We start from the raw sequence: 19012 nt of genomic DNA, 5'->3' as shown, positions 1-19012 counted from the left end.
TAAAAGCTCAGATTAAAGCGCTTAACCTGGATGACCATCCGCCCTTGCTGTGGCGAGCATTTTGGCAAACTTAAGTAGGTACAGACCAAAACTTAGCATCCACAGTACAGTAGCCACATCAAGCAGTTGCATTGTGTATTCAGGGTATAGGCCGACACCTACGCTTCTGACTAAGGCCGACAGTATCAATGCGGCAAACGCAACCCCCATCTTAGGCCCTTGATAAATATTACGCCCGGTATGTCCCATGGTGACACGCGCTATCATGGCCAATATAAGCCCGGAAAGAGCGCCAATAGCAAACAGGTGCAAAGAGGTGTGGGCAAGCCATGCGTTAGTCGTTAGCCCTTTTAACAATAAATACGCAGGTATACAGGCGTAGGAAGCATGTAGGGCCCAAACCAAGGGCTCACTGATAGTCTTCCAAGGCTTCCATCTTATCACCTTCACTAATTGAAATACGCCTGCCCAAATAAATAGTGGTGTTTCCAGTTGGCTTAAGGTCAGTGGAAAAAAGCTTAAAATAAACAGTAGAACCAGAGGAAGATTACCTGCTACTTCCAGCCATAATAAAGGCTGCGGCTTATCAAAGTTGAATTTGCGAGAGGTGAAGAATGGGATCACTCGCCCGCCCATAACTGACAGCAGCAACATGAACCACCAAAGCATCGCTTGCCATACAGCGCTTGAAGTAAAGGGTACAACGCCTGTGATGGTCGCGTAACTGGCGAAGTTCGCAAAGATGGCTAAGGCAAATAAAGGAACAAAGAATAAGTTTCGCCACCCCTTGGATTTGAATACGCGAGTTCCGACCTCATAAGCAACGGCTAATAAGAACAAGCTTTCTACCACAGAGATAAGCCAAAACGGTGCAGGCGTCCAAAAGAGGATTCGTGGGGCTAACCAAAGCGCTACAATAAGACCGAGTCGAGTACCTTTGGTACCGTTAACCCCAGTCCAGTTTTGTACTGCGGTGAGTACAAACCCTGCAACGATAGCCATAGCAAAACCAAACAACATCTCATGAGCGTGCCACCAAAGGGCAGGGGCACCTAATGCTTCAGGCTGCCCGTTTTGGAACGCGTAGATCCAAACAGGAACCGCAATAAATGCGTACAGGGCGCCAAGTAAGAAGAAGGGACGAAAGCCAAGTCGAAGCAGTGGTGTGATCGCTTCTTCTTTTGCTTTATCTGTGATGTTTAGCATAGCCAAAACCTTAAAGTTGCAATTTAAATGCAACTTTAAATTAGAGTGGGGAATAATGCAAGTATAGATGAGGCTAACAGCTGACAGTCTTTAGCCCTCGAGATTAGGTTCTAGCTAGAATATCTCGGAATCTCTACCGCCTATAGACCTCCGATAAAGCGCTGGTCATGACTTTGTTTAAGCCTACATTTGAACGCTTTCAACTTTCTACTTTAATTTCTTCTCTGTGAGTCTTATTTGCAGACATCTGCAGTAACTCAGATATCGCGTCTTTAAGCATGACCGCAGGAACTTTTATGAAGTATCCGGCCATTAATAACATCATCACAGGGTCAGCGTATGCCGCGTATGCGCTCAGTGAGGTTTGAAGCATCAACCATGCAGTAACAAAGCCAAGAAGTACCGCCACACTGATCAGGGTATCCATTTGCCATTGCTTTACTTCTGCGGCGATAAGTCCGGAACCAATGTCTTTGTTTTTCTTTGCGAGCATTACCCATCCGAAGGCACAGCCGATCACGTTAACAAGGCCGAATAAGGTTGCAATTGAGGTGTCGATTTCACGGCCACCATCAATAACTGAGTTAATAGCAGAATAGATAGAGATACAAACTAAACCTAAAATAACTGCGGCTTTAATAGCGATGACGATAGGTTCAAGAGCGGCCAATCCATGTGGAAAACGATTACTGCTTGGGCGTGCCATTAGCGTTACTGCAAGCAGTGACAATAAAGTTAACGCTAAACTGATAAGAGAATACGCACCATCAAAAATAATGACCATAGAACCAACCCAATTACCCAAGACAATGCCACTTACGGCAAAGCCAAGCGTTAACAGGGCTGAATAAACTAAAATGCGGCGTTCTGAGGAACGTTCTTTACCACTCATGATGAACCTTTTGAAACAAACTAACTGTGCTCATTGTTTGCGAGTGGCAGGAAGCTTTCAATCAAAGTTTGCTTAGGTCAAGGTTGTCACTCGAACGGAAGAGAAATTAATGATTAATATCAGGTAGTTACGCTGTTGTAGTGGCGTCAGAAATATTGACACCCACTGGGGCTAGAAATCAAACAAGTAGTCACTGAGCTTATCGCAGAGCCAAACCATACCAGGATGTGCTTCCATACCTGTAGAGGAGAACATACAGAACTCTTCTTGGGTGAGCCCGTAAGTGTGCTTAATGACTGATAACGTTTCATCTCTTAATAGATGACGAATGAGTGGTTCGGGAAGAACCCCCCATGCACCTTCTGTGCGAATGGTACTGAGGATGTAATCGAAGCTTGAAAATCCGATATGTTTGAGGGAAAAGGGCAATAGTTCAGGGTTATCTTTTTCGTTGAGGTAAGCCAGTGTAACCTGCATTGCGTTACGTAATTGTTCATCGGATACACGGCGCTGTTTACTGAGGGGGTGATCGGAATTGCATACTGACATCATTCTGATTTTGGCAATAGGAGTGTACTCAATCCTAGGGTCATCTACGCGTTCGTAATCTACGCCAAAGGCAAAATCGACTTGTTTAGTTTCTACTAGGTTTGAGAGATCGCCACTCGATGCGAGAACAATATTAAAAGTGGTTGCAGGATACTTATTGTTGAGACGAAGAGAGAGCTCTTGCCATGTATCGTCTGGTATAGCGTCATCTCGCGCGATCCTAACTTCTGCAGTAAAATCGCCGCGGATATGTTTGCACGTTTGTTTGATACGTGATGCTGTCACTAGCAGTGATTCGCAGTTTTTGTAAATGGCTTTGCCCGCTTCCGATAGCTCAAGATTGTTGCCACTGCGAATATAAAGTTTCGTGTCTAATTCTTTCTCCAGGGCTTTGATAGCCATTGAGAGCTTGGTACGATTGCAATCGAGTTGCCTTGCGGCTTCTGATACGGAGCCATGTTGGGCAACTTGAACAAAGGCTTCTATATGGGAAAGGTTCATTTGTACTCATTTGTGAATGTGTAGGCTTTCAAAATTAACTGATTGGGTGCTGAAAAATCAAGCGACACATGATCTAAGCCCAATATCTCTTTGTATTAAATGCAATTTTGTATCTTTTTTTACCAAGATTTGCTTTACTCAGCGTAGGCAACAAACTTTAGGATGGATAGTCAGATGGTGCACAATTGGGATGATTATGCTGCTGAGTGGGAGAAAGACCCAGCAACTGCTCAATTCTCAGATCTAGTTTTCGCAGAGCTTCAAGCGCTTCACTCAATGAAAGGCGCAAATGTATTAGATTTTGGTTGTGGTACTGGCTTATTGAGCCAAAGAGTAGCGCCGTTAGCGCGCAGTGTGGTTGCTCTAGACGCTTCTGAAGCCATGATAGAAGAACTCGACAAGAAAACCTTAGTAAATGTAGAACCGGTAGTTGACGAGCTCACTCGTGGATTGGTGGCTCAGCACCCTGCATTTAGAAAACAATTCGACCTTGTTATTGCCTCATCAGTCTGTGGCTTTATTCCGGACTTCAAGGAAGCGGCGACTATTATCTATTCACTACTTGATGAGCAAGGGATATTTGTACATTGGGATTGGTTGAATGAAGATGAGTCAGAGGGGCTGACGCAAGAGTCGGCGCACTCCATACTCCATCAAGCTGGCTTTAGTGATATCGAAATCTCCATTCCTTTTGAGGTCGAGATGAAAGATGGCACAACGATGCCTGTTTTAATGGGTGTAGCCTACAAGTAAATAGAGAACCCAGTTACGTTGCTCAAGCCTCATAGGATTAAGCAACGAATATTTAGCTGGGTTTAAATGTCTCTCACTTTAGGGGTAGATTATTCATCGTGAATAATCATTTCAGCATTGCTTATCGACAGAAGTGAGTCTTCTCGCATCTGTGGTTTTTATTTAACATCTAATTACACTCATCTACACACCTAACGAATTAGTTCGACATAACTTAGTGTGAAAAATAATTCATTATTTAAAATCTCCTATATATCAATGGAAACCTTCATTGATCAATCTATCTATTTCCAATTGAAATAAGCACTCCAATAATGAAAGCTGAAAGTTGTCATTAACCTCCCAAAGACCAGCAATACTCACGTTCTGAGCATTAAATAGCCTGTAAGTTATTTATAATGTGATCTAGGCACGCTTTTTATTTGGTTTATTAAAAAATCATTACTACGCTGTTACAAAAGGTGATTTGTAGGACTAGACCACTAATTAGTGGTTTATGACTAAACAGAGGAACAAGGATATATACCTTCTCTGTAAGTTGCTTTTAGCAAATGAGCGAATAGCAATTTGCAAATAATAAAAAATAAGTCGATTAAGTCGTACGACATTTACAGTGTTTTTAGCACAACTTTTATACACATAGGTAAATGGAAAGACATTATGAAAAAGACAGTATTAGCAAGTGTAATTGCGGGCATCGCATTTAGTGGTCAAGCTTATGCGGTGGAATTGTATAACAGCGGTGGTTCAACGTTCTCTATTGGTGGACACATTTCGATGGGTATCGGTAATGACGCGGATGATGAAGTAGAAGTTCAATCAATCTCTCCTCGTATCAACATTAATGCAACCCAAGACCTAGGTCACGGCTGGGCCGCCGATGTAAAAGGCGAATGGAGCGTAAACACTCTAGAAGGTGGTGACAACTCATTTTCTACTCGTTTGGGTTACATTGGTGTCACGCATGACACATGGGGCCGCGGTGTTGGTGGTACTCAATGGTCGCCTTATTACGATATCGGTGGCATCGCAGATATGCCAATCGCGTTTGCCAATGATTTTTTATATGTTAATGGTTATGAGCTAGGTACTGGACGTGCAGAGCGAATGATCTCATATCGTAAAACCTTCAATTTTGGAGATAACATTGACTTCAATCTAGGTGCTGGTTGGCAGGGCGATAACAGTGAAGGTGGCACAGACTATGGTAATCGCGGTCAATTAGGCTTGTCTTTTGATCTAGGTGGCATCTTCGTAGGTTACGCTTTCACCACTGGTTCAGTTAGCGGTTCGAATGATGACGCGATGGGTAACCTAATTTCAGCGAAATACGGCACATATGGCGATGGCTTGTTTGTAGCTGCTGTTTATGAGATGGGTGATTCGTTCCGAAATGCTCTTGGTGGTGCAGGGGCGTATGACTCTACTAGTGTCGAAGCTATCGCAGCGTTTGCTCTAGCAAATAGCCTTAACTTCTCCCTAAACTATGAGTCTCATGAAGATGATGACAGTAGCATTACTATTATTAGCCAAATGGCACTGCAGGTAGAATATAACTTCACTCCAGCATTTGTTGGTTACGCAGGTTACCAACTTGACTTAGGTGATGACGTCTCAAGTGATGATGATCTATACGCTCTAGGTGTTCGATACTATCTATAATTCTCTTTTATAGAATACCTAACCAAGGCAGAGCGAAAGCTCTGCCTTTTCTTTTGGGTGCAACTTCAGTTTTCGTTGGGGGTTTGGACTAAACTTGCTACAATCCGTGCCTTTCTCTTTTAGGTCTGTTTAGGCCCAACGTACAGAAGAACACTATGACTACCGAAATCTACAAAGAGTTTATGTTTGAAGCCGCCCATAAATTACCTCACGTACCTGAGGGACATAAGTGTGGTCGTCTGCATGGACACTCATTCTTGGTTCGCCTTTACCTTAAAGGTGAAGTGGACGCTCATACGGGCTGGATTATCGACTTTAGTGATGTAAAAGAGAAGTTTAAACCAATCTACGATCGCCTTGATCATCATTACCTTAATGATATCGAAGGCCTTGAAAACCCAACCAGTGAAGTGCTGGCTAAATGGGTATTTGAGCAAACTAAGCCGTTACTGCCACTTCTAAGCAAGGTTGAAATCAAAGAAACCTGTACTGCTGGCTGTATCTACACGGGTGAATAACGTGCTTAAAATCAATGAGATGTTTGAAACCATACAAGGAGAGGGCTTCTTTACTGGAGTGCCTTCTATCTTTATTCGTCTGCAAGGATGTCCTGTGGGCTGTGCTTGGTGTGACACCAAACAAACCTGGGATGTGAACCTAGAAGACGAAACAGATTTTAAAACGGTTCTACTAAAACAAGGCGATGATGAGCGTTGGTGTAGTACGAGTGAATCTGCGCTGGTGGCCTATTGCCTTGAGCAATACTCGGCCAAACACGTGGTCATTACCGGCGGTGAGCCATGCCAGTATGACTTATTGCCTTTGACGACAGAGCTAGAAGCAAACGGCTACCGTTGCCAAATTGAAACCAGTGGTACTTTTGAAGTACTGGCGACCCCAAACACTTGGGTGACGGTTTCACCAAAAATTGGTATGAAAGGCAAGCTTCCGATTGAACCAAGCGCAATGTCTCGTGCCAACGAGGTTAAGCACCCAGTGGGTAAAGAGTCAGACATTGATGATCTCAAAGCGTTGCTCGAAGTCAGTACACTCCAAGATGGCGTAGAAGTTTTACTGCAACCTATTAGCCAAAAACCTAGAGCGACAAAGCTGTGTATCGATACATGTATCGCCAACAACTGGCGTTTGTCGGTGCAAACGCATAAGTATTTGGATATTGCTTAAGTTGACAGTTTTTAGCTTCGAGCTTTCAGCTGTCTATTGATTACAACTCCGACTTTAGGATATCCGCCATGCCCGAGGGCTTTTCTGGGCCAGCACTCTGGTCGGAGATCTTTAGGTTGAAGAGATTCCCGCTAAGAGCCTGCGGGAATGACTTTTTTAGCTTTCAGCTGTAAGTTGTTTAAACACAGTCATCCTCTAGCGCTTTTCTGGGGCAGCACTCTGGTTGGGGGTCTTTAGGTTGAAGAGATTCCCGCTAAGAGCCTGCGGGAATGACGTTTTTTTAGCTATTAGCTTCAAGCTTTCAGCTGTAAGTTGTTTAAACACCGTCATCCTTTAGCGCTTTTCTGGGGCAGCACTCTGGTCGGGGGTCTTTAGGTTGAAGAGATTCCCGCTAAGAGCTTGCGGGAATAACGGTTTTTTAAGAGCAATAACTGTACGTTTCTTTGTCTGGTAGCTTGCAGCTTGAGGCTAACCGCTGCATATCACCAATTTCTGTACCCGCAAGTATCGATATGAAAGCGTACTCCTGAGTATAGACCCATACCCATGTTGTTCTCTTTACCCACTTTATTGTAAATACCCCATAATTTTTTCTGTAGTTCCTCTCGACTTATGTCATTTATAGGGACTAAATCAAGAGCGCAGAAATTCAAATGTTGACTGCGAGAAGCGCCACCAGAGGTTTCGTTGTAATATTGATCTCTATCGCCTGAAACGGGTACTAAAGGCCCTAGGACAGGTTCGACATGGTCTTGAATGAACTTCACCGTTCTAACCATGCTAGGCACTTGCTTGCTATCAGGCAGTGTGAATACAGAAGTCCCATTCAAAGCCCAGTTTGTTCCTTGTAAAAGTATCAAGTGCATAGGCATTGTTTTTAATGGAACTTCCGTAATGCCAGCCGCTATCAGTTGGTCGGCTATTTCTTTCACTGGTTCTTGTGCTTGATTCATCAGTATCCAGCCCCGAAATGCCGCCCGAGTTGGCACTTTGTAACCTTTAACATCTATCACTAAGTCGCTGTATTCCAGTTCATTTTCAGATTCGTATAGCTTGAGTAGTTCGTTCGAAGATACGCTAAAGCTAAGACTAATGAAGAGTAGGGTAGCAAGACGAAACATGTGAGTTCTCCTTTGCATTTAGTGTTCCCAGTATAGACGCTAATTAAATATTCGATGGAAATCACAATTTATCGAGGCGTGTAGGTTTGACCGTTGACCTATCGCTATCTATTTTTGTAACCAAGAGAGTGATTGATGTTTATTTGAACAGCGGTGAACCACAATGTCGGAACATATTTTTTATCGAGCAGGGTACAAGTATCAGTTAGCCGAAGATTTCATTATTAAAGTGGACATTTTTCCGCAGCAGAATATAGATATGGAGTTTATCGGTCTCAGTTTAGATGGTTGGCTTACTGTGCGTTCTGGCTATGCTTGGGATGGTCCTTCTGGGCCTGTAGTGGATACCTCAAGAAACATGCGGGCGTCACTGGCTCATGATGCAATTTACCAATTGCTTCGTTGTGAGCACATACCAGCGCAGCAAAAGGACGTAGCGGATAGACTATTTGAAAAGATATGTATCGCTGATGGGACTGATGAATTCACCGCGCAGATGTTTTATCTTGGATTGAAACTAGGGGGCAAACCCGCCACTGAACCTCGTAACAAGAAACCGACTTTAAAAGCGCCTTGGAAGTAATTTGCTTGGAGCCTCCCCATATGAGACCAAGGTCAAATCACCTTAAATGTGTTTGTAATATTAAGTAACTACTCTAATCCGCCTTGTCTAATAATTGCCATCTATCTGCAATACTATCATCTAACTTGTAGGCGTTATACTGCCTTATCATTCCTTAGATTAGTAATAAATCAGATTATTATGCCAACTAAGCCCTTGCCTCATACTCAATTAGCTAGCGCGGGATTATGCCTACACCCTGTTGAATCATTCATTCACCCTATGATTATACGAACTAGGATGATTCTTGATATGGCATGCATCTTGTAGGGTATCGGTATTGGCTGAAATAGCAGCCTAAGCTGTAAAAGGTGTTTTATGAAAAACCCCATTATTCAAGATAAAGATTTAACACTAGCCACTGATGTTATTTTGCATGCATTTGACTGGCCGTATCGAGAGATTGCTGAGAAGGCTCAGCAGATAAGCCAATTAGGCTATAAAACAGTTTTAGTTTCACCGCCAATGAAGTCGTTGAAACATGAGAAAGGCACCGCTTGGTGGCAGCGCTATCAGCCACAAGATTATCGAATCATTGACAATGAACTGGGTAATACCCTGGATTTTCAGACAATGATGACCTGTTTAAATGACTATGGTATTCGCGTGTATATTGATGTGGTGTTTAATCACATGGCAAACGAATCGTACTTGCGCTCAGAGCTGCAATACCCTAGCCAACAAGAGCTAGAGGATTATGCTAAGGATCCAGAACACTATGAGTCTTTGAAATTATTCGGAGACTTGAGCAAACCACTATTTACTGAAAACGACTTCGTTGAAGCGTTTGGTATAGAGGATTGGCAGGATCAATGGCAAGTACAGAATGGTCGCATCACTGGTGGGCCTCACGATCCTGGCTTGCCTACCCTGCGTGATTGTGAGCATGTGATTGAGCAACAGCAAGCGTACCTGTTGGCAATGAAAGCAATGGGAGTGAAGGGTTTCCGCATTGACGCTGCAAAACATATCTCCATTGAGCAGCTGCGTAAAGTGTGGACAAAAGAGATCACGGAAGGTGTGCACATTTTTGGTGAGATCATTACTGATGGTGGTGCAACCAAGCAAGAGTATGAGCTTTTCTTAAAGCCTTACTTAAAGAAAACTAAGCTGGGCGCCTACGATTTCCCTTTATTTAACACGGTATTGCAAGCATTCCAACCAAAGGGACGAATGTCAGCGCTGATAGATCCCTATAACTTTGGTGAAGCGTTGAAGCGCCAGCGTGCTATCACCTTCGCAATTACCCACGATATTCCAAACAATGATGTGTTCCAAGGTTTGATTATGCCAGAAGAGCATGAATGGTTGGGCTATTGCTACATTCTTTGCCGTGATGGTGGTGTGCCGTTGGTCTATACCGACCTAAATACCAGTGGCATTCTTGACTGTGAAGGTAATCCTCGTTGGATGAATGCGTGGCAAGATCCGCGTATGAAGACGCTAATCGACTTCCACAATTACGTCCACAGTGCCCGTATGGTGGTATTGGAAGCCAGTGATGATCATCTACTGTTCAGTCGTGGAGAACGGGGCATAGTAGCCATTAACAAGGCTGATACGGTGAAGTCGATTCGTATCCGTTGGGATCAGCCAATGTTCGATATCGTTCAAGAGCAGGGCATCTTTCCGGTTGATGGATATTTAGAGTTAGATATTCCTGCGAAAGGGTACTGCTGTTTGGTTGGTGAAGCGAGTTAATAGATAAAGCTTCACACTTTTTAGCTGATAGCTGATAGCTGATAGCTGATAGCTGATAGCGTCAAGCTATCAGCTAAATAAACCGTCGTTCCCGCATGTAGTTAGCGGGAACCTCTTCTGCGTATAGATCCTCGACCAGAGTGCTGGCCCAGAAAGCGCTCAAGGATGACTGTGTTTAAACAACTTACTGCTGAAAGCTGACACTAAGATTTATTTTTGCGATTCCTAGCTTCACTCTGGTGTGAACGATACATCTTACCCAATTGCTTATCATGGGAGCGTAGCTCTGCAAGAGATGCGCTGTTACGGGCTTGCTCTCTTTGCAGTTTTAGGTAGTTGTTCAAGCGACGATCATCTAGCTCACCTGACTGCAGAGCCTTTTGAATCGCACAACCCGGTTCGTTTTGGTGTGAGCAATCAAAGAAGCGGCACTGAGAAGCGATCTCTTCTACATCAGAGAAGGTTTCGCTTATGCCTTGGGCTACATTTGCCAGTTGCAACTCACGCATTCCAGGGGTATCTAAGAGTACCCCGCCACTCGGCATTTGATGGATAGTTCGACCTGTGGTGGTGTGTCGGCCTTTACTGTCATCTTCGCGAATGGAGCCCGTTTTCTGCGCTTCTGTTTGCAGTAAGGTGTTGACCAGAGTGGACTTACCAACCCCAGAAGAACCGAGGAAGGCGACGGTTTTTCCTGTCTTACACCACGCAGTTAGTGACTGAGCGCTATCAAACTCTAGTGCATTGACTGCTTCTATCATTAGCATTGGGTCTAGAGATTGAACCTGTTGCTTTAGAGCCTCTGCATCGTCGCAAAGGTCGGTTTTGGTTAATACAATCACCGCCTCAACTTGCGCTTCATTGGTTAACGCGAGATAGCGCTCAATGCGGCTGAGGTTAAAGTCATCATTTAACGACATCACGATAAATACCGTGTCTATGTTTGCTGCAATGTATTGTTCTGCAACCTTGGAACCGGCGGCCTTTCTAGAAAACACTGAGCTTCTTTCTAAACGTCTTTGAAATTGCTGTTCATGATCGAGTAGCACCCAATCTCCGACGGTCATTGATGGCAAAGAGTCATGCATTGGCAGTGACACTTCACCTTTTTCCGTAATGAGCTGATAGCCAGAGCGATGGTGGGCAGAGATGCGAGCAACAACCGCGTCTTCATAATCATCAAGAGTCAGTTGTTGCTGAAAGAACGGTTGCCAGCCAAGGTTTTGTAGGTTCATTTAGTGCATCATCATTTTTTTGACAGGTACTGATAGGTTTAGCATACGACCTGTATCAAAAGTAAGCGTAAGAGGAATAACCATGCCTTCTTTCAACGGCTCTTTGATACCAAACAGCATGATATGCAAGCCATGTGGCTTTAGTTCAGTGTCGCTTTTTCCGGGAAGCTCAATCTTATCTAACTTACGCATTTTCATCACGCCATCTTGCATTGCGTGAGTATGTAACTCGGTGACTTCAGCAATAGGCGTTTTTGCTGATATAAGAGCACGTTTCTCTGCACCTGGATTGTTAATGGTTAAAAATATAGCGCTAGTGGTCGAGGTCGGCGGGGTTTCTTTAGCGTAGGCACCTGAAACTGTTGCAACATTGTTGGCATGCGCAAAAGGGGAAAGTAGCACTAGGATGAAAGTAAGAAGGCGAGTTTTCATGGTTGCATCTCCATTGTGATGTCATTAATAGCTTTAACCAGTGGCGCTGGGGTAAGAGTGTGTTGCACCTTGGTCATTTCCGTACCATCAGGTGCGAGAAAGTAAAAATATGAGCTGTGATCAACGGTATATTCGAGAGCAGAATCTTCAAGTTCTGTTTTGATATAGATAACGCCGTACTTATTTGCCAAGGCCTCTAATGTTTCAGGATCGGCGTGGTAGCCCTCGAAATTCTCGTGAAAATATTGCGCGTATTGATGGACATCATCACCAGAGTCTCGCTCGGGATCTAAAGTGATTAAGATGGGACGTATCTTAGCGAGTACTTCTTTGGGCACTTGATGTAAAGCAGCGCTGAGCATAGCGAGAGAAGTAGGGCAAACATCGGGACAGCGAGTGAAGCCAAAATAGACCACATTGATACGCGGATCGTCTGGATTAAATAACGCCTTTTGCTCTCCATTAGCTCCTGTCACTAAAGGATGCGCTGCTCGTTCGCTTTGTTGGTTGACTTGCTTTTGGTCTTGGGCATCTAAATATGACTTAACCCCGAAACCTAAGGCAACTGCGACAATCATGGTGAGTGTCCAGCTTTTGCTCATCTTTGCATCCTTACTGAGATGGGAAGTGTTCCGTTTGAAGATTGGATAGAACCTATCCATGTCATAGCATCGCTATGGCAAACAGGCAGTAATAAAGAACCAGAAAACGTGCCATTACCTTGATTGCTGAGTACAAACTTTGCCACACCCATGGACATTTCTTTGCCCTCAAGTTCTATCCATAGTTGTTCATCGTTGTTATTTGGCCAGCTTACCTCAATAGAGGTGGGCTGCATCGGTGAAACAACATCTTGCTCCAGCACTATGTTTATATCATTTATAGTGCAGACGGTGGTGGATAGTTGGCAGTATTCAATATCAGATTTCAGTTCATTATTGGCTAAGGATATCTGAACTATTTGATAGATATCCTTAGCAAAAAAGCCTAACCCAAGAGCAAGTATGAAAGCTAGGCCTTTGAAAATGTTGTTCATTATTTGTCTTCAGCAAATTTCTCTAAAGCCAATACTAGTCCAATCGCAACCAACATCATTACCACTGCTATCGCAGTTTGTGATGGTGTACCAGTAATCGACTCAAAATTGTGAGGCATGAGGTTTTCTTGCAGTAATGGTACTTGCTCGCCGCTGGAGTTAGTGCGCCATGTAAGCGTCTCTTTCCAAGGCCAAATCTTTGGCAATGTGCCCACCATTAGGCCAACCAAGAACATAAGGGTAATGTCTCTGAAGCGCCTGAGAAGCCATGACAGTAGGTGTGAAAAGCTCAGCAAGCCACACAAGCAACCACTCATAAATAACATCAGAAATCCAATGTCCAAGCCTTTAACGGCACCAATAACCGGACCGTACATACCTATCAATAGCAAAATAAAGCTGCCGGATATTCCCGGTAAAATCATTGCACAGATGGCGATGGAGCCTGACAGCACGATGTTGATGATCGTTGGCTCGAGGTTTAAAGGGTTGAGTACAGTAATAGCAAATGCGAGTGCAATACCCAGAGCAAAGCCGACCCACTTCATCAGATCAAAAGATTCAATTTGACGCATGATATGCCAGACCGATACTAAGATCAGACCAAAGAAAAAAGACCACAGTGGAATTGGGTGGGTAACTAATAACCAAGAGATGAGCTTAGCTAGGGTCAATATACTGGTAAAAATGCCCCCAAACAGGGACAGTAAGAAGAAGCCATTGATGTGGTCGAATGCGCCTTTGAGTCCTTTTGAACGAAGCACGCCAATTAGCGATGGATTTACACGGCGGATACTCTCTAGCAAGGTATCGTAGATGCCAGTAATGAATGCGATGGTACCGCCAGAAACACCGGGAACAACGTCAGCTGCACCCATAGCCATTCCCTTAAGGAAGTTGGTGAAGTAATTCATAAAGTTAGTTTTTGAAGCCAAGTCCATTGATGATTGTATTGTAAGGGAAATAAAAGGTAGGGGAAACGATATTGTGTGAATATCCGTGGGCTGCTTTCTGAGTATTCTAGCTTTCAGAGCCAACTAGTTTTCGCATTAGATTCCCACTAAGAGCGCGTGGGAATGACATGTTAAGCATCAGGATAACTCGGTTTACAGACCGTCATACCCGAGGTGTGTTATCGGGTATCTATGAGAAGAGACCAGATGCCTTCGATTCCCACTAGGAGCGCGTGGGAATGACGGGGTAAGCATCAGGATAACTCGGTTTACAGATCGTCATACCCGAGGTGTTTTATCGGGTATCTATGAGGAAAGACCAGATGCCTTCGATTCCCACTAGGAGCGCGTGGGAATGACGGGTTAAGCATCAGGATAACTCGGTTTACAGATCGTCATACCCGAGATGTGTTATCGGGTATCTATGAGACCAGATGCCTTCGATTCCCACTAAGAGCGCGTGGGAATGACATGTTAAGCATCAGGATAACTCAGTTTACAGATCGTCATACCCGAAGTGTTTTATCGGGTATCTATGAGGAGAGACCTGATGCCTTCGATTCCCGCTAGGAGCGTGTGGGAATAATGAAATGGACCCACCCTTTACACGGCGTCACAATGCGCCAAGATGAAGTTGAACAAACAAGCATCTAAATAAGGGTAGGTCCACATGACAAATGTAACGGTCGGATTAGATATTGCCAAGAATGTTTTTCATGCAGTGTTCGTCACATCACGCGGAAAAATCACATATAAGAAGCAGCTTAAGCGCGCGGCTACACTCTCATACTTTGCTAAGTTAGCTCCTCAAACAATTGCCATTGAAGCCTGTGGTGCCTCTAATCACTTGGCTCGGGAGCTCATCAAGCTTGGGCATGAGGTTAAACTCGTCCCTCCGCAACATGTCACTTCATATCGTCGTAAAAATAAGAATGACTACAACGACGCAGAAGCGATAGCGGAAGCCGCACAACGTGACAATATGACGTTTGTACCGATAAAAACCATTGACCAACAAGACGCTCAAATGTACCTGCGTATTAGGCAACGCTTGATTAAGCAACGCACTCAACTAATGAACCAGATACGAGGATTACTGCTTGAGTATGGGCTCTGTATGAATCGAGGTATCTCAGCCTTGCGTAGGTCCGTTCCAGAGTTCTTAGAAGACCCAGGTAACGAACTGACCTGGGTCGCTAGAGATTTGTTCAATGAACTGTACCAGGAGTTCTTGTCCTTAAACGACCGTATTGAACAGGTCGAGAGCAAGCTAAAGGCTTTTGCTAAAGAAAATTATGTCTGTCAGATAGCGCAAAGTGTCGTGGGTATCGGACCTATCACCGCGCTAGCGTTGTATGCAGCCATTGGGAAAGGGACACAGTTTAAGAGTGGTCGACACTTCTCTGCTTGGTGTGGTCTGGTTCCGAGACAGTTCTCAACTGGAGGGAAATCTCAACTGTATGGCATCACCAAGAAAGGTAACGTCGTACTCAGAGCGCTTCTGATACACGGAGCGAGGAGTGTACTCCAATATGCAGATAGGAAAGAAGACAAGGTGAGCGTCTGGGCAACTAAGCTGAAGCATGAGAAAAGCTTTAACAAAGCCTGTGTAGCGTTAGCGAATAAGTTGGCACGCATTGTCTGGGCTGTGATTACACACAACAAACCGTACCAACTTAAAGAAGCATAACTTGATAATGCTAACGCTCTAAACAGTAGGGAATTAACCAGTTAAACAACACTCATCGTCAGTTGCGATACATTTTACATCGATGGTTAGCGGTCATCCCGCCCCAGTGAAACTCTGACACCGTCATTGGCTCATCAGAAGCCGTGGGAATGATAAAGAGCATTGGGTGCAGATTACATCAAGGCCATGAGCACGATAGAGCTCAGTAAACAGGCCGAATATATGAACGACAATGACTCAATAACCAAGAATGTAAAATGACTTGCAAACTGGGTGGGTCCATATATGACGGGTTAAATATGGACAAGCATAGAAGTATTAGAAAGGTATTCGAATTGCTGGGCTTGCAGGCCGTCATACCCGAGATGTTATATCGGGTATCTATGAGAAGAGACCTGATGCCTTCGATTCCCACTAGGAGCGCGCGGGAATGACGGGTTAAATATGGACAAGCATAGAAGTATTAGAAAGGTATCGGAATTGCTGGGCTTGCAGGCCGTCATACCCGAGGTGTTTTATCGGGTATCTATGAGGAGAGGCCAGATGCCTTCGATTACCACTGGGAGTGCGTGGAAATGAACGGATGACGTGTGAAGGCGATGAGTAAAGCTAACCGTTTGTAGCTCAAACGGTTAGCTAAAAGTTTACTTGGCTAAGTAACTCATCAAGAACTGAGAAATCTTACGCATATCTTCGATAGCGATGTACTCTTCAGTTGTGTGTACCTTAGCCATACCTGTAGATAGGTTAACGATGGTTAGGCCTTTCTCAGCAAAGATATTGGCATCACTACCGCCACCTGTAGAGGTTACGATTGGCTCGATGTCCAGTTGCGTGAATACTTCTTTTACCGTTTGGATGTGAGGGTGTGATTCAGGGATCTGGAACGGGTTGTATGCGCGGGTTGAAACGATATCGACCTCGGCGCCATGTTTGTTCGCCGCCGCTTCAAAGGTTTCAACCATATGAGCCACTTGTTTTGCCAGTTTTTCTTCGTCAAGAGAGCGTGCTTCTGCTTCGATGTACAGGCTTGGCATGACGATGTTGGTCGCTTGGCCACCTTTAACAACACCGATATTGGCTGTGGTTTCTTCGTCTATACGAGACAGGTTCATGTTGGCAATGGCATCAGAGGCAACCGTTAAGGCGTTGATACCTTGCTCTGGCGCTAAGCCTGCGTGAGCTGGTTTACCTGTGATGTTTACTTTAAGGTTTTGCTGACCCGGAGCTACAGCAATGATGGTGCCGATAGGGCCGCCTGAGTCTAAAACAATACCCATTTCAGATTCGATCTTGCTGCAATCGAATTGCTTAGAGCCGTGTAAACCACCTTCTTCAAATACAGTGAACGCGATCTCGATGGTCTTATGTTCAACGTTGTTTTCTTGAAGGGTTTTGATTGCTTCGATGATTGCAGCAATGCCAGACTTGTCATCACCACCAAGAATCGTGTCACCCGCAGAGCTAATGATGCCGTCTTTGATTACTGGCTCAATGCCGTTGCCTGGTGTTACCGTATCCATGTGACAGCTTAGTACGATGCTACCGTCTAGTTTGCCTGGTAATTTAGCGTAAATGTTAAAGCCATTTGACAGGGTTTCAGGCACTGCAAGACGCTCTACGTCAAAGCCTAGTTGCTGAAGCTGAGATTCGATTTCAATGGCGACTTCTTTTTCGTTGCCTGATTCGCTGTCAATTTTTACCAGTTGTAGGAAGTTATCTACTAAACGATTTTGATCTACTTGTGTCATGGAATTACTTCTTTATCTATTCATGAAGCGGATAGTTACACATATTGCGTGCTACACGCCTTTGACGCAGATCAATTTTGCGTCCGATTTCAGAATAGATGACCATTAACCCATAGGTGAGTGGCGATACTTGCAGCATAACCAAGGGCAATGATCGGCATCCATTTTAGGTGACCAAAGAAGGTATATTTACCATGGGCGGCACCCATTAATGCAACGCCTGCGGCCGAGCCTATAGACAACAAACTGCCTCCCACACCAGCGGTTAGGGTAACCAACAACCAGTTGCCCATGGATAGCTCCGGTTGCATGGTCAAAATGGCAAACATAACGGGAATGTTATCGACAATCGCGGACAGTATTCCGACCATGACGTTTGCCCAAATAGGATCCCACTGGGTGTACATGATTTCAGACACTAGCCCTAGATAGCCAAGCAAACTTAAGCCGCCCACACACATTACGACGCCATAGAAAAACAGTAGGGTGTCCCACTCGGCATGAGAAACTCGTCTAAATACATCAAATGGAACCACAGAACCAAGGCGCTTTAGAGCCGCTTTGTCGTGATGAGCTTCTGCGACAGCTCGCTTTTTAGCTAGAGAACGCGGCAGTGTCTTGCGCAGGTAGAAACCAAAGAATTGCAGGTAAGCCAGTCCCATCATCATACCGATAACCGGTGGGAAGTGCAGTAAACCATGGAAAGCAACGGCTGTTGCAATAGTTAAGATGAATAAGGCGACAATGCGTTTGGCACCACGCTTAAGTTCAACATACTCATGTACCGCATCTGGACTCGTTTTTGGTACAAAGAATGACATGATCACAGCTGGCACTATGTAGTTGACCACAGAAGGAGCAAATAGAGTCAGGAACTGCATAAATTCAACGTGACCTGCCTGCCACACCATCAAGGTTGTAATATCACCAAAGGGACTAAACGCACCACCTGCGTTTGCTGCAATGACAATATTGACACAGGCTATGTTGATGAACTTATAGTTGGATCCACCGACCTTCATCACTACGGCGCACATCAATAATGCGGTAGTCAGGTTATCGGCGATAGGAGAAATAAAGAATGAAAGAATACCCGTTATCCAGAATAAGGAACGCAGGTTGAAGCCTTTACCTACCATCCAAGCTTGCAAGGCATCAAACAGGCGACGCTCTTCCATTGCGCTGATGTAAGTCATAGCAACCAGCAAGAACAGCAGTAGCTCTGAGTACTCAAGTAGGTTGTGATCGATTGCGGATTTAGCTACATCCATTTGCCCCAAGCGCTGGAAGGTAAATCCGATCAAAATCCAGATAAGCCCGGCAGCAAGCAATACAGGTTTAGATTTTCTGAGCTTTAGGACTTCTTCGCCCATTACGAGGCAATAGGCCAATGCAAAGATAACGAGAGCAGCATACCCAACACCTGATTGGGTTAAGTCGGGCATAACATGGCTAGTGGAAGAAAAGGCAACAGGGGAGACTAAAAGAGAAATTAGCGCCACGCACAACATAGACGAGAAAGACTTCACTGCGACTCCTTGCAGATGATTAATTAACTTAAACAGTATTCCTTGTTGATTGACTAGATTTAACTGATTGTTAAACAAAGCCAAGTAACAAAGATAACCAGACCCACCTAGCCTAAACCTGAAATGAAAACAATAGCTTGAATTAGATCACCCTTTGGCAAGGCGGATGAAATAACTTTGTTAATTTGAGGGGT

The 19012-nt window shown here is 44.4% G+C and carries 17 protein-coding genes and 1 pseudogene; 7 read left to right on the top strand and 11 right to left on the bottom strand.

What is annotated here, in order from left to right; translation table 11 throughout:
- Positions 1-21 precede the first annotated feature (21 nt).
- The 3 genes and pseudogenes from D5I41_RS01485 to D5I41_RS01475 all read right to left on the bottom strand — a co-directional run bounded on the left by D5I41_RS01485 (position 22) and on the right by D5I41_RS01475 (position 3148).
- On the bottom strand, positions 22-1206 hold the full coding sequence (locus tag D5I41_RS01485; RefSeq protein ID WP_119008164.1) for an NnrS family protein: 1185 nt from the start codon (positions 1204-1206) through the stop codon (positions 22-24).
- A 232-nt stretch (positions 1207-1438) separates the two neighbouring features.
- Positions 1439-2098: pseudogene (locus D5I41_RS01480) on the bottom strand (cation efflux transmembrane domain-containing protein); the annotation flags it as partial.
- 171 nt (positions 2099-2269) lie between these two features.
- The gene (locus D5I41_RS01475) at positions 2270-3148 is read right to left on the bottom strand and encodes a LysR family transcriptional regulator (RefSeq protein ID WP_119008162.1); all 879 of its coding nucleotides are present in this window, start codon (positions 3146-3148) and stop codon (positions 2270-2272) included.
- Positions 3149-3322: 174 nt separating this feature from the next.
- Here D5I41_RS01475 and D5I41_RS01470 point away from each other — a divergent pair, with 174 nt between their 5' ends.
- From D5I41_RS01470 to queE, 4 genes are all read left to right on the top strand, one after another.
- On the top strand, positions 3323-3901 hold the full coding sequence (locus tag D5I41_RS01470) for a class I SAM-dependent DNA methyltransferase (protein WP_119008161.1): 579 nt from the start codon (positions 3323-3325) through the stop codon (positions 3899-3901).
- A 660-nt stretch (positions 3902-4561) separates the two neighbouring features.
- Entirely contained in the window at positions 4562-5563 is a 1002-nt protein-coding gene (locus D5I41_RS01465) for a porin (protein WP_119008160.1), read from the top strand.
- Between the two features lie 155 nt (positions 5564-5718).
- Positions 5719-6081, top strand: a complete 363-nt coding sequence (gene queD / locus D5I41_RS01460; protein WP_017031424.1) for a 6-carboxytetrahydropterin synthase QueD — start codon at positions 5719-5721, stop codon at positions 6079-6081.
- A 19-nt stretch (positions 6082-6100) separates the two neighbouring features.
- Positions 6101-6748: a 7-carboxy-7-deazaguanine synthase QueE gene (gene queE / locus D5I41_RS01455; RefSeq protein ID WP_065599310.1), complete on the top strand. Its 648-nt coding sequence runs from the start codon at positions 6101-6103 to the stop codon at positions 6746-6748.
- A gap of 482 nt (positions 6749-7230) precedes the next feature.
- Here queE and D5I41_RS01450 read toward each other — a convergent pair whose 3' ends face one another.
- Positions 7231-7869: a D-Ala-D-Ala carboxypeptidase family metallohydrolase gene (locus tag D5I41_RS01450; RefSeq protein WP_119008159.1), complete on the bottom strand. Its 639-nt coding sequence runs from the start codon at positions 7867-7869 to the stop codon at positions 7231-7233.
- Positions 7870-8032: 163 nt separating this feature from the next.
- Here D5I41_RS01450 and D5I41_RS01445 point away from each other — a divergent pair, with 163 nt between their 5' ends.
- A complete protein-coding gene (locus D5I41_RS01445) occupies positions 8033-8452 on the top strand; it encodes a hypothetical protein (RefSeq protein ID WP_119008158.1) in 420 nt (139 codons plus the stop codon).
- Positions 8453-8809: 357 nt separating this feature from the next.
- Entirely contained in the window at positions 8810-10192 is a 1383-nt protein-coding gene (locus D5I41_RS01440) for an alpha-amylase family protein (protein ID WP_119008157.1), read from the top strand.
- 203 nt (positions 10193-10395) lie between these two features.
- Here D5I41_RS01440 and rsgA read toward each other — a convergent pair whose 3' ends face one another.
- From rsgA to D5I41_RS01415, 5 genes are read right to left on the bottom strand one after another with little or no spacing between them, the layout of a single operon-like run.
- The gene (gene rsgA, locus D5I41_RS01435) at positions 10396-11427 is read right to left on the bottom strand and encodes a ribosome small subunit-dependent GTPase A (protein WP_119008156.1); all 1032 of its coding nucleotides are present in this window, start codon (positions 11425-11427) and stop codon (positions 10396-10398) included.
- Positions 11428-11859: a copper chaperone PCu(A)C gene (locus D5I41_RS01430; protein ID WP_119008155.1), complete on the bottom strand. Its 432-nt coding sequence runs from the start codon at positions 11857-11859 to the stop codon at positions 11428-11430.
- Positions 11856-12461, bottom strand: a complete 606-nt coding sequence (locus tag D5I41_RS01425; RefSeq protein WP_119008154.1) for an SCO family protein — start codon at positions 12459-12461, stop codon at positions 11856-11858. Before D5I41_RS01425 ends, D5I41_RS01430 begins: the two co-directional genes overlap by 4 nt.
- Positions 12458-12895, bottom strand: a complete 438-nt coding sequence (locus D5I41_RS01420) for a hypothetical protein (protein ID WP_119008153.1) — start codon at positions 12893-12895, stop codon at positions 12458-12460. The genes D5I41_RS01425 and D5I41_RS01420 overlap by 4 nt, the downstream gene beginning before the upstream one ends.
- Complete coding sequence (locus D5I41_RS01415; RefSeq protein ID WP_119008152.1) at positions 12895-13809, bottom strand: polyprenyl-phosphate transporter; 915 nt, start codon at positions 13807-13809, stop codon at positions 12895-12897. Before D5I41_RS01415 ends, D5I41_RS01420 begins: the two co-directional genes overlap by 1 nt.
- Before the next feature lie 709 nt (positions 13810-14518).
- On the opposite strand from D5I41_RS01415, the gene D5I41_RS01410 reads away from it, so the two are divergent.
- On the top strand, positions 14519-15538 hold the full coding sequence (locus D5I41_RS01410; protein ID WP_119008151.1) for an IS110 family RNA-guided transposase: 1020 nt from the start codon (positions 14519-14521) through the stop codon (positions 15536-15538).
- A 644-nt stretch (positions 15539-16182) separates the two neighbouring features.
- On the opposite strand, the gene D5I41_RS01405 is transcribed toward D5I41_RS01410, so the two are convergent.
- The gene (locus D5I41_RS01405; protein ID WP_119008150.1) at positions 16183-17289 is read right to left on the bottom strand and encodes a M20/M25/M40 family metallo-hydrolase; all 1107 of its coding nucleotides are present in this window, start codon (positions 17287-17289) and stop codon (positions 16183-16185) included.
- 89 nt (positions 17290-17378) lie between these two features.
- On the bottom strand, positions 17379-18800 hold the full coding sequence (nhaD, locus tag D5I41_RS01400) for a sodium:proton antiporter NhaD (protein WP_119008149.1): 1422 nt from the start codon (positions 18798-18800) through the stop codon (positions 17379-17381).
- Between the last annotated feature and the right edge of the window lie 212 nt (positions 18801-19012).

Origin of the sequence: Vibrio superstes, assembly GCF_003569005.1 — a bacterium.
In the GTDB taxonomy this organism is placed as follows: Bacteria; Pseudomonadota; Gammaproteobacteria; order Enterobacterales; family Vibrionaceae; genus Vibrio; species Vibrio superstes.
The sequence above is the reverse complement of the archived record's forward strand: the minus strand, read 5'-3'. Positions and strand labels throughout refer to the sequence as shown.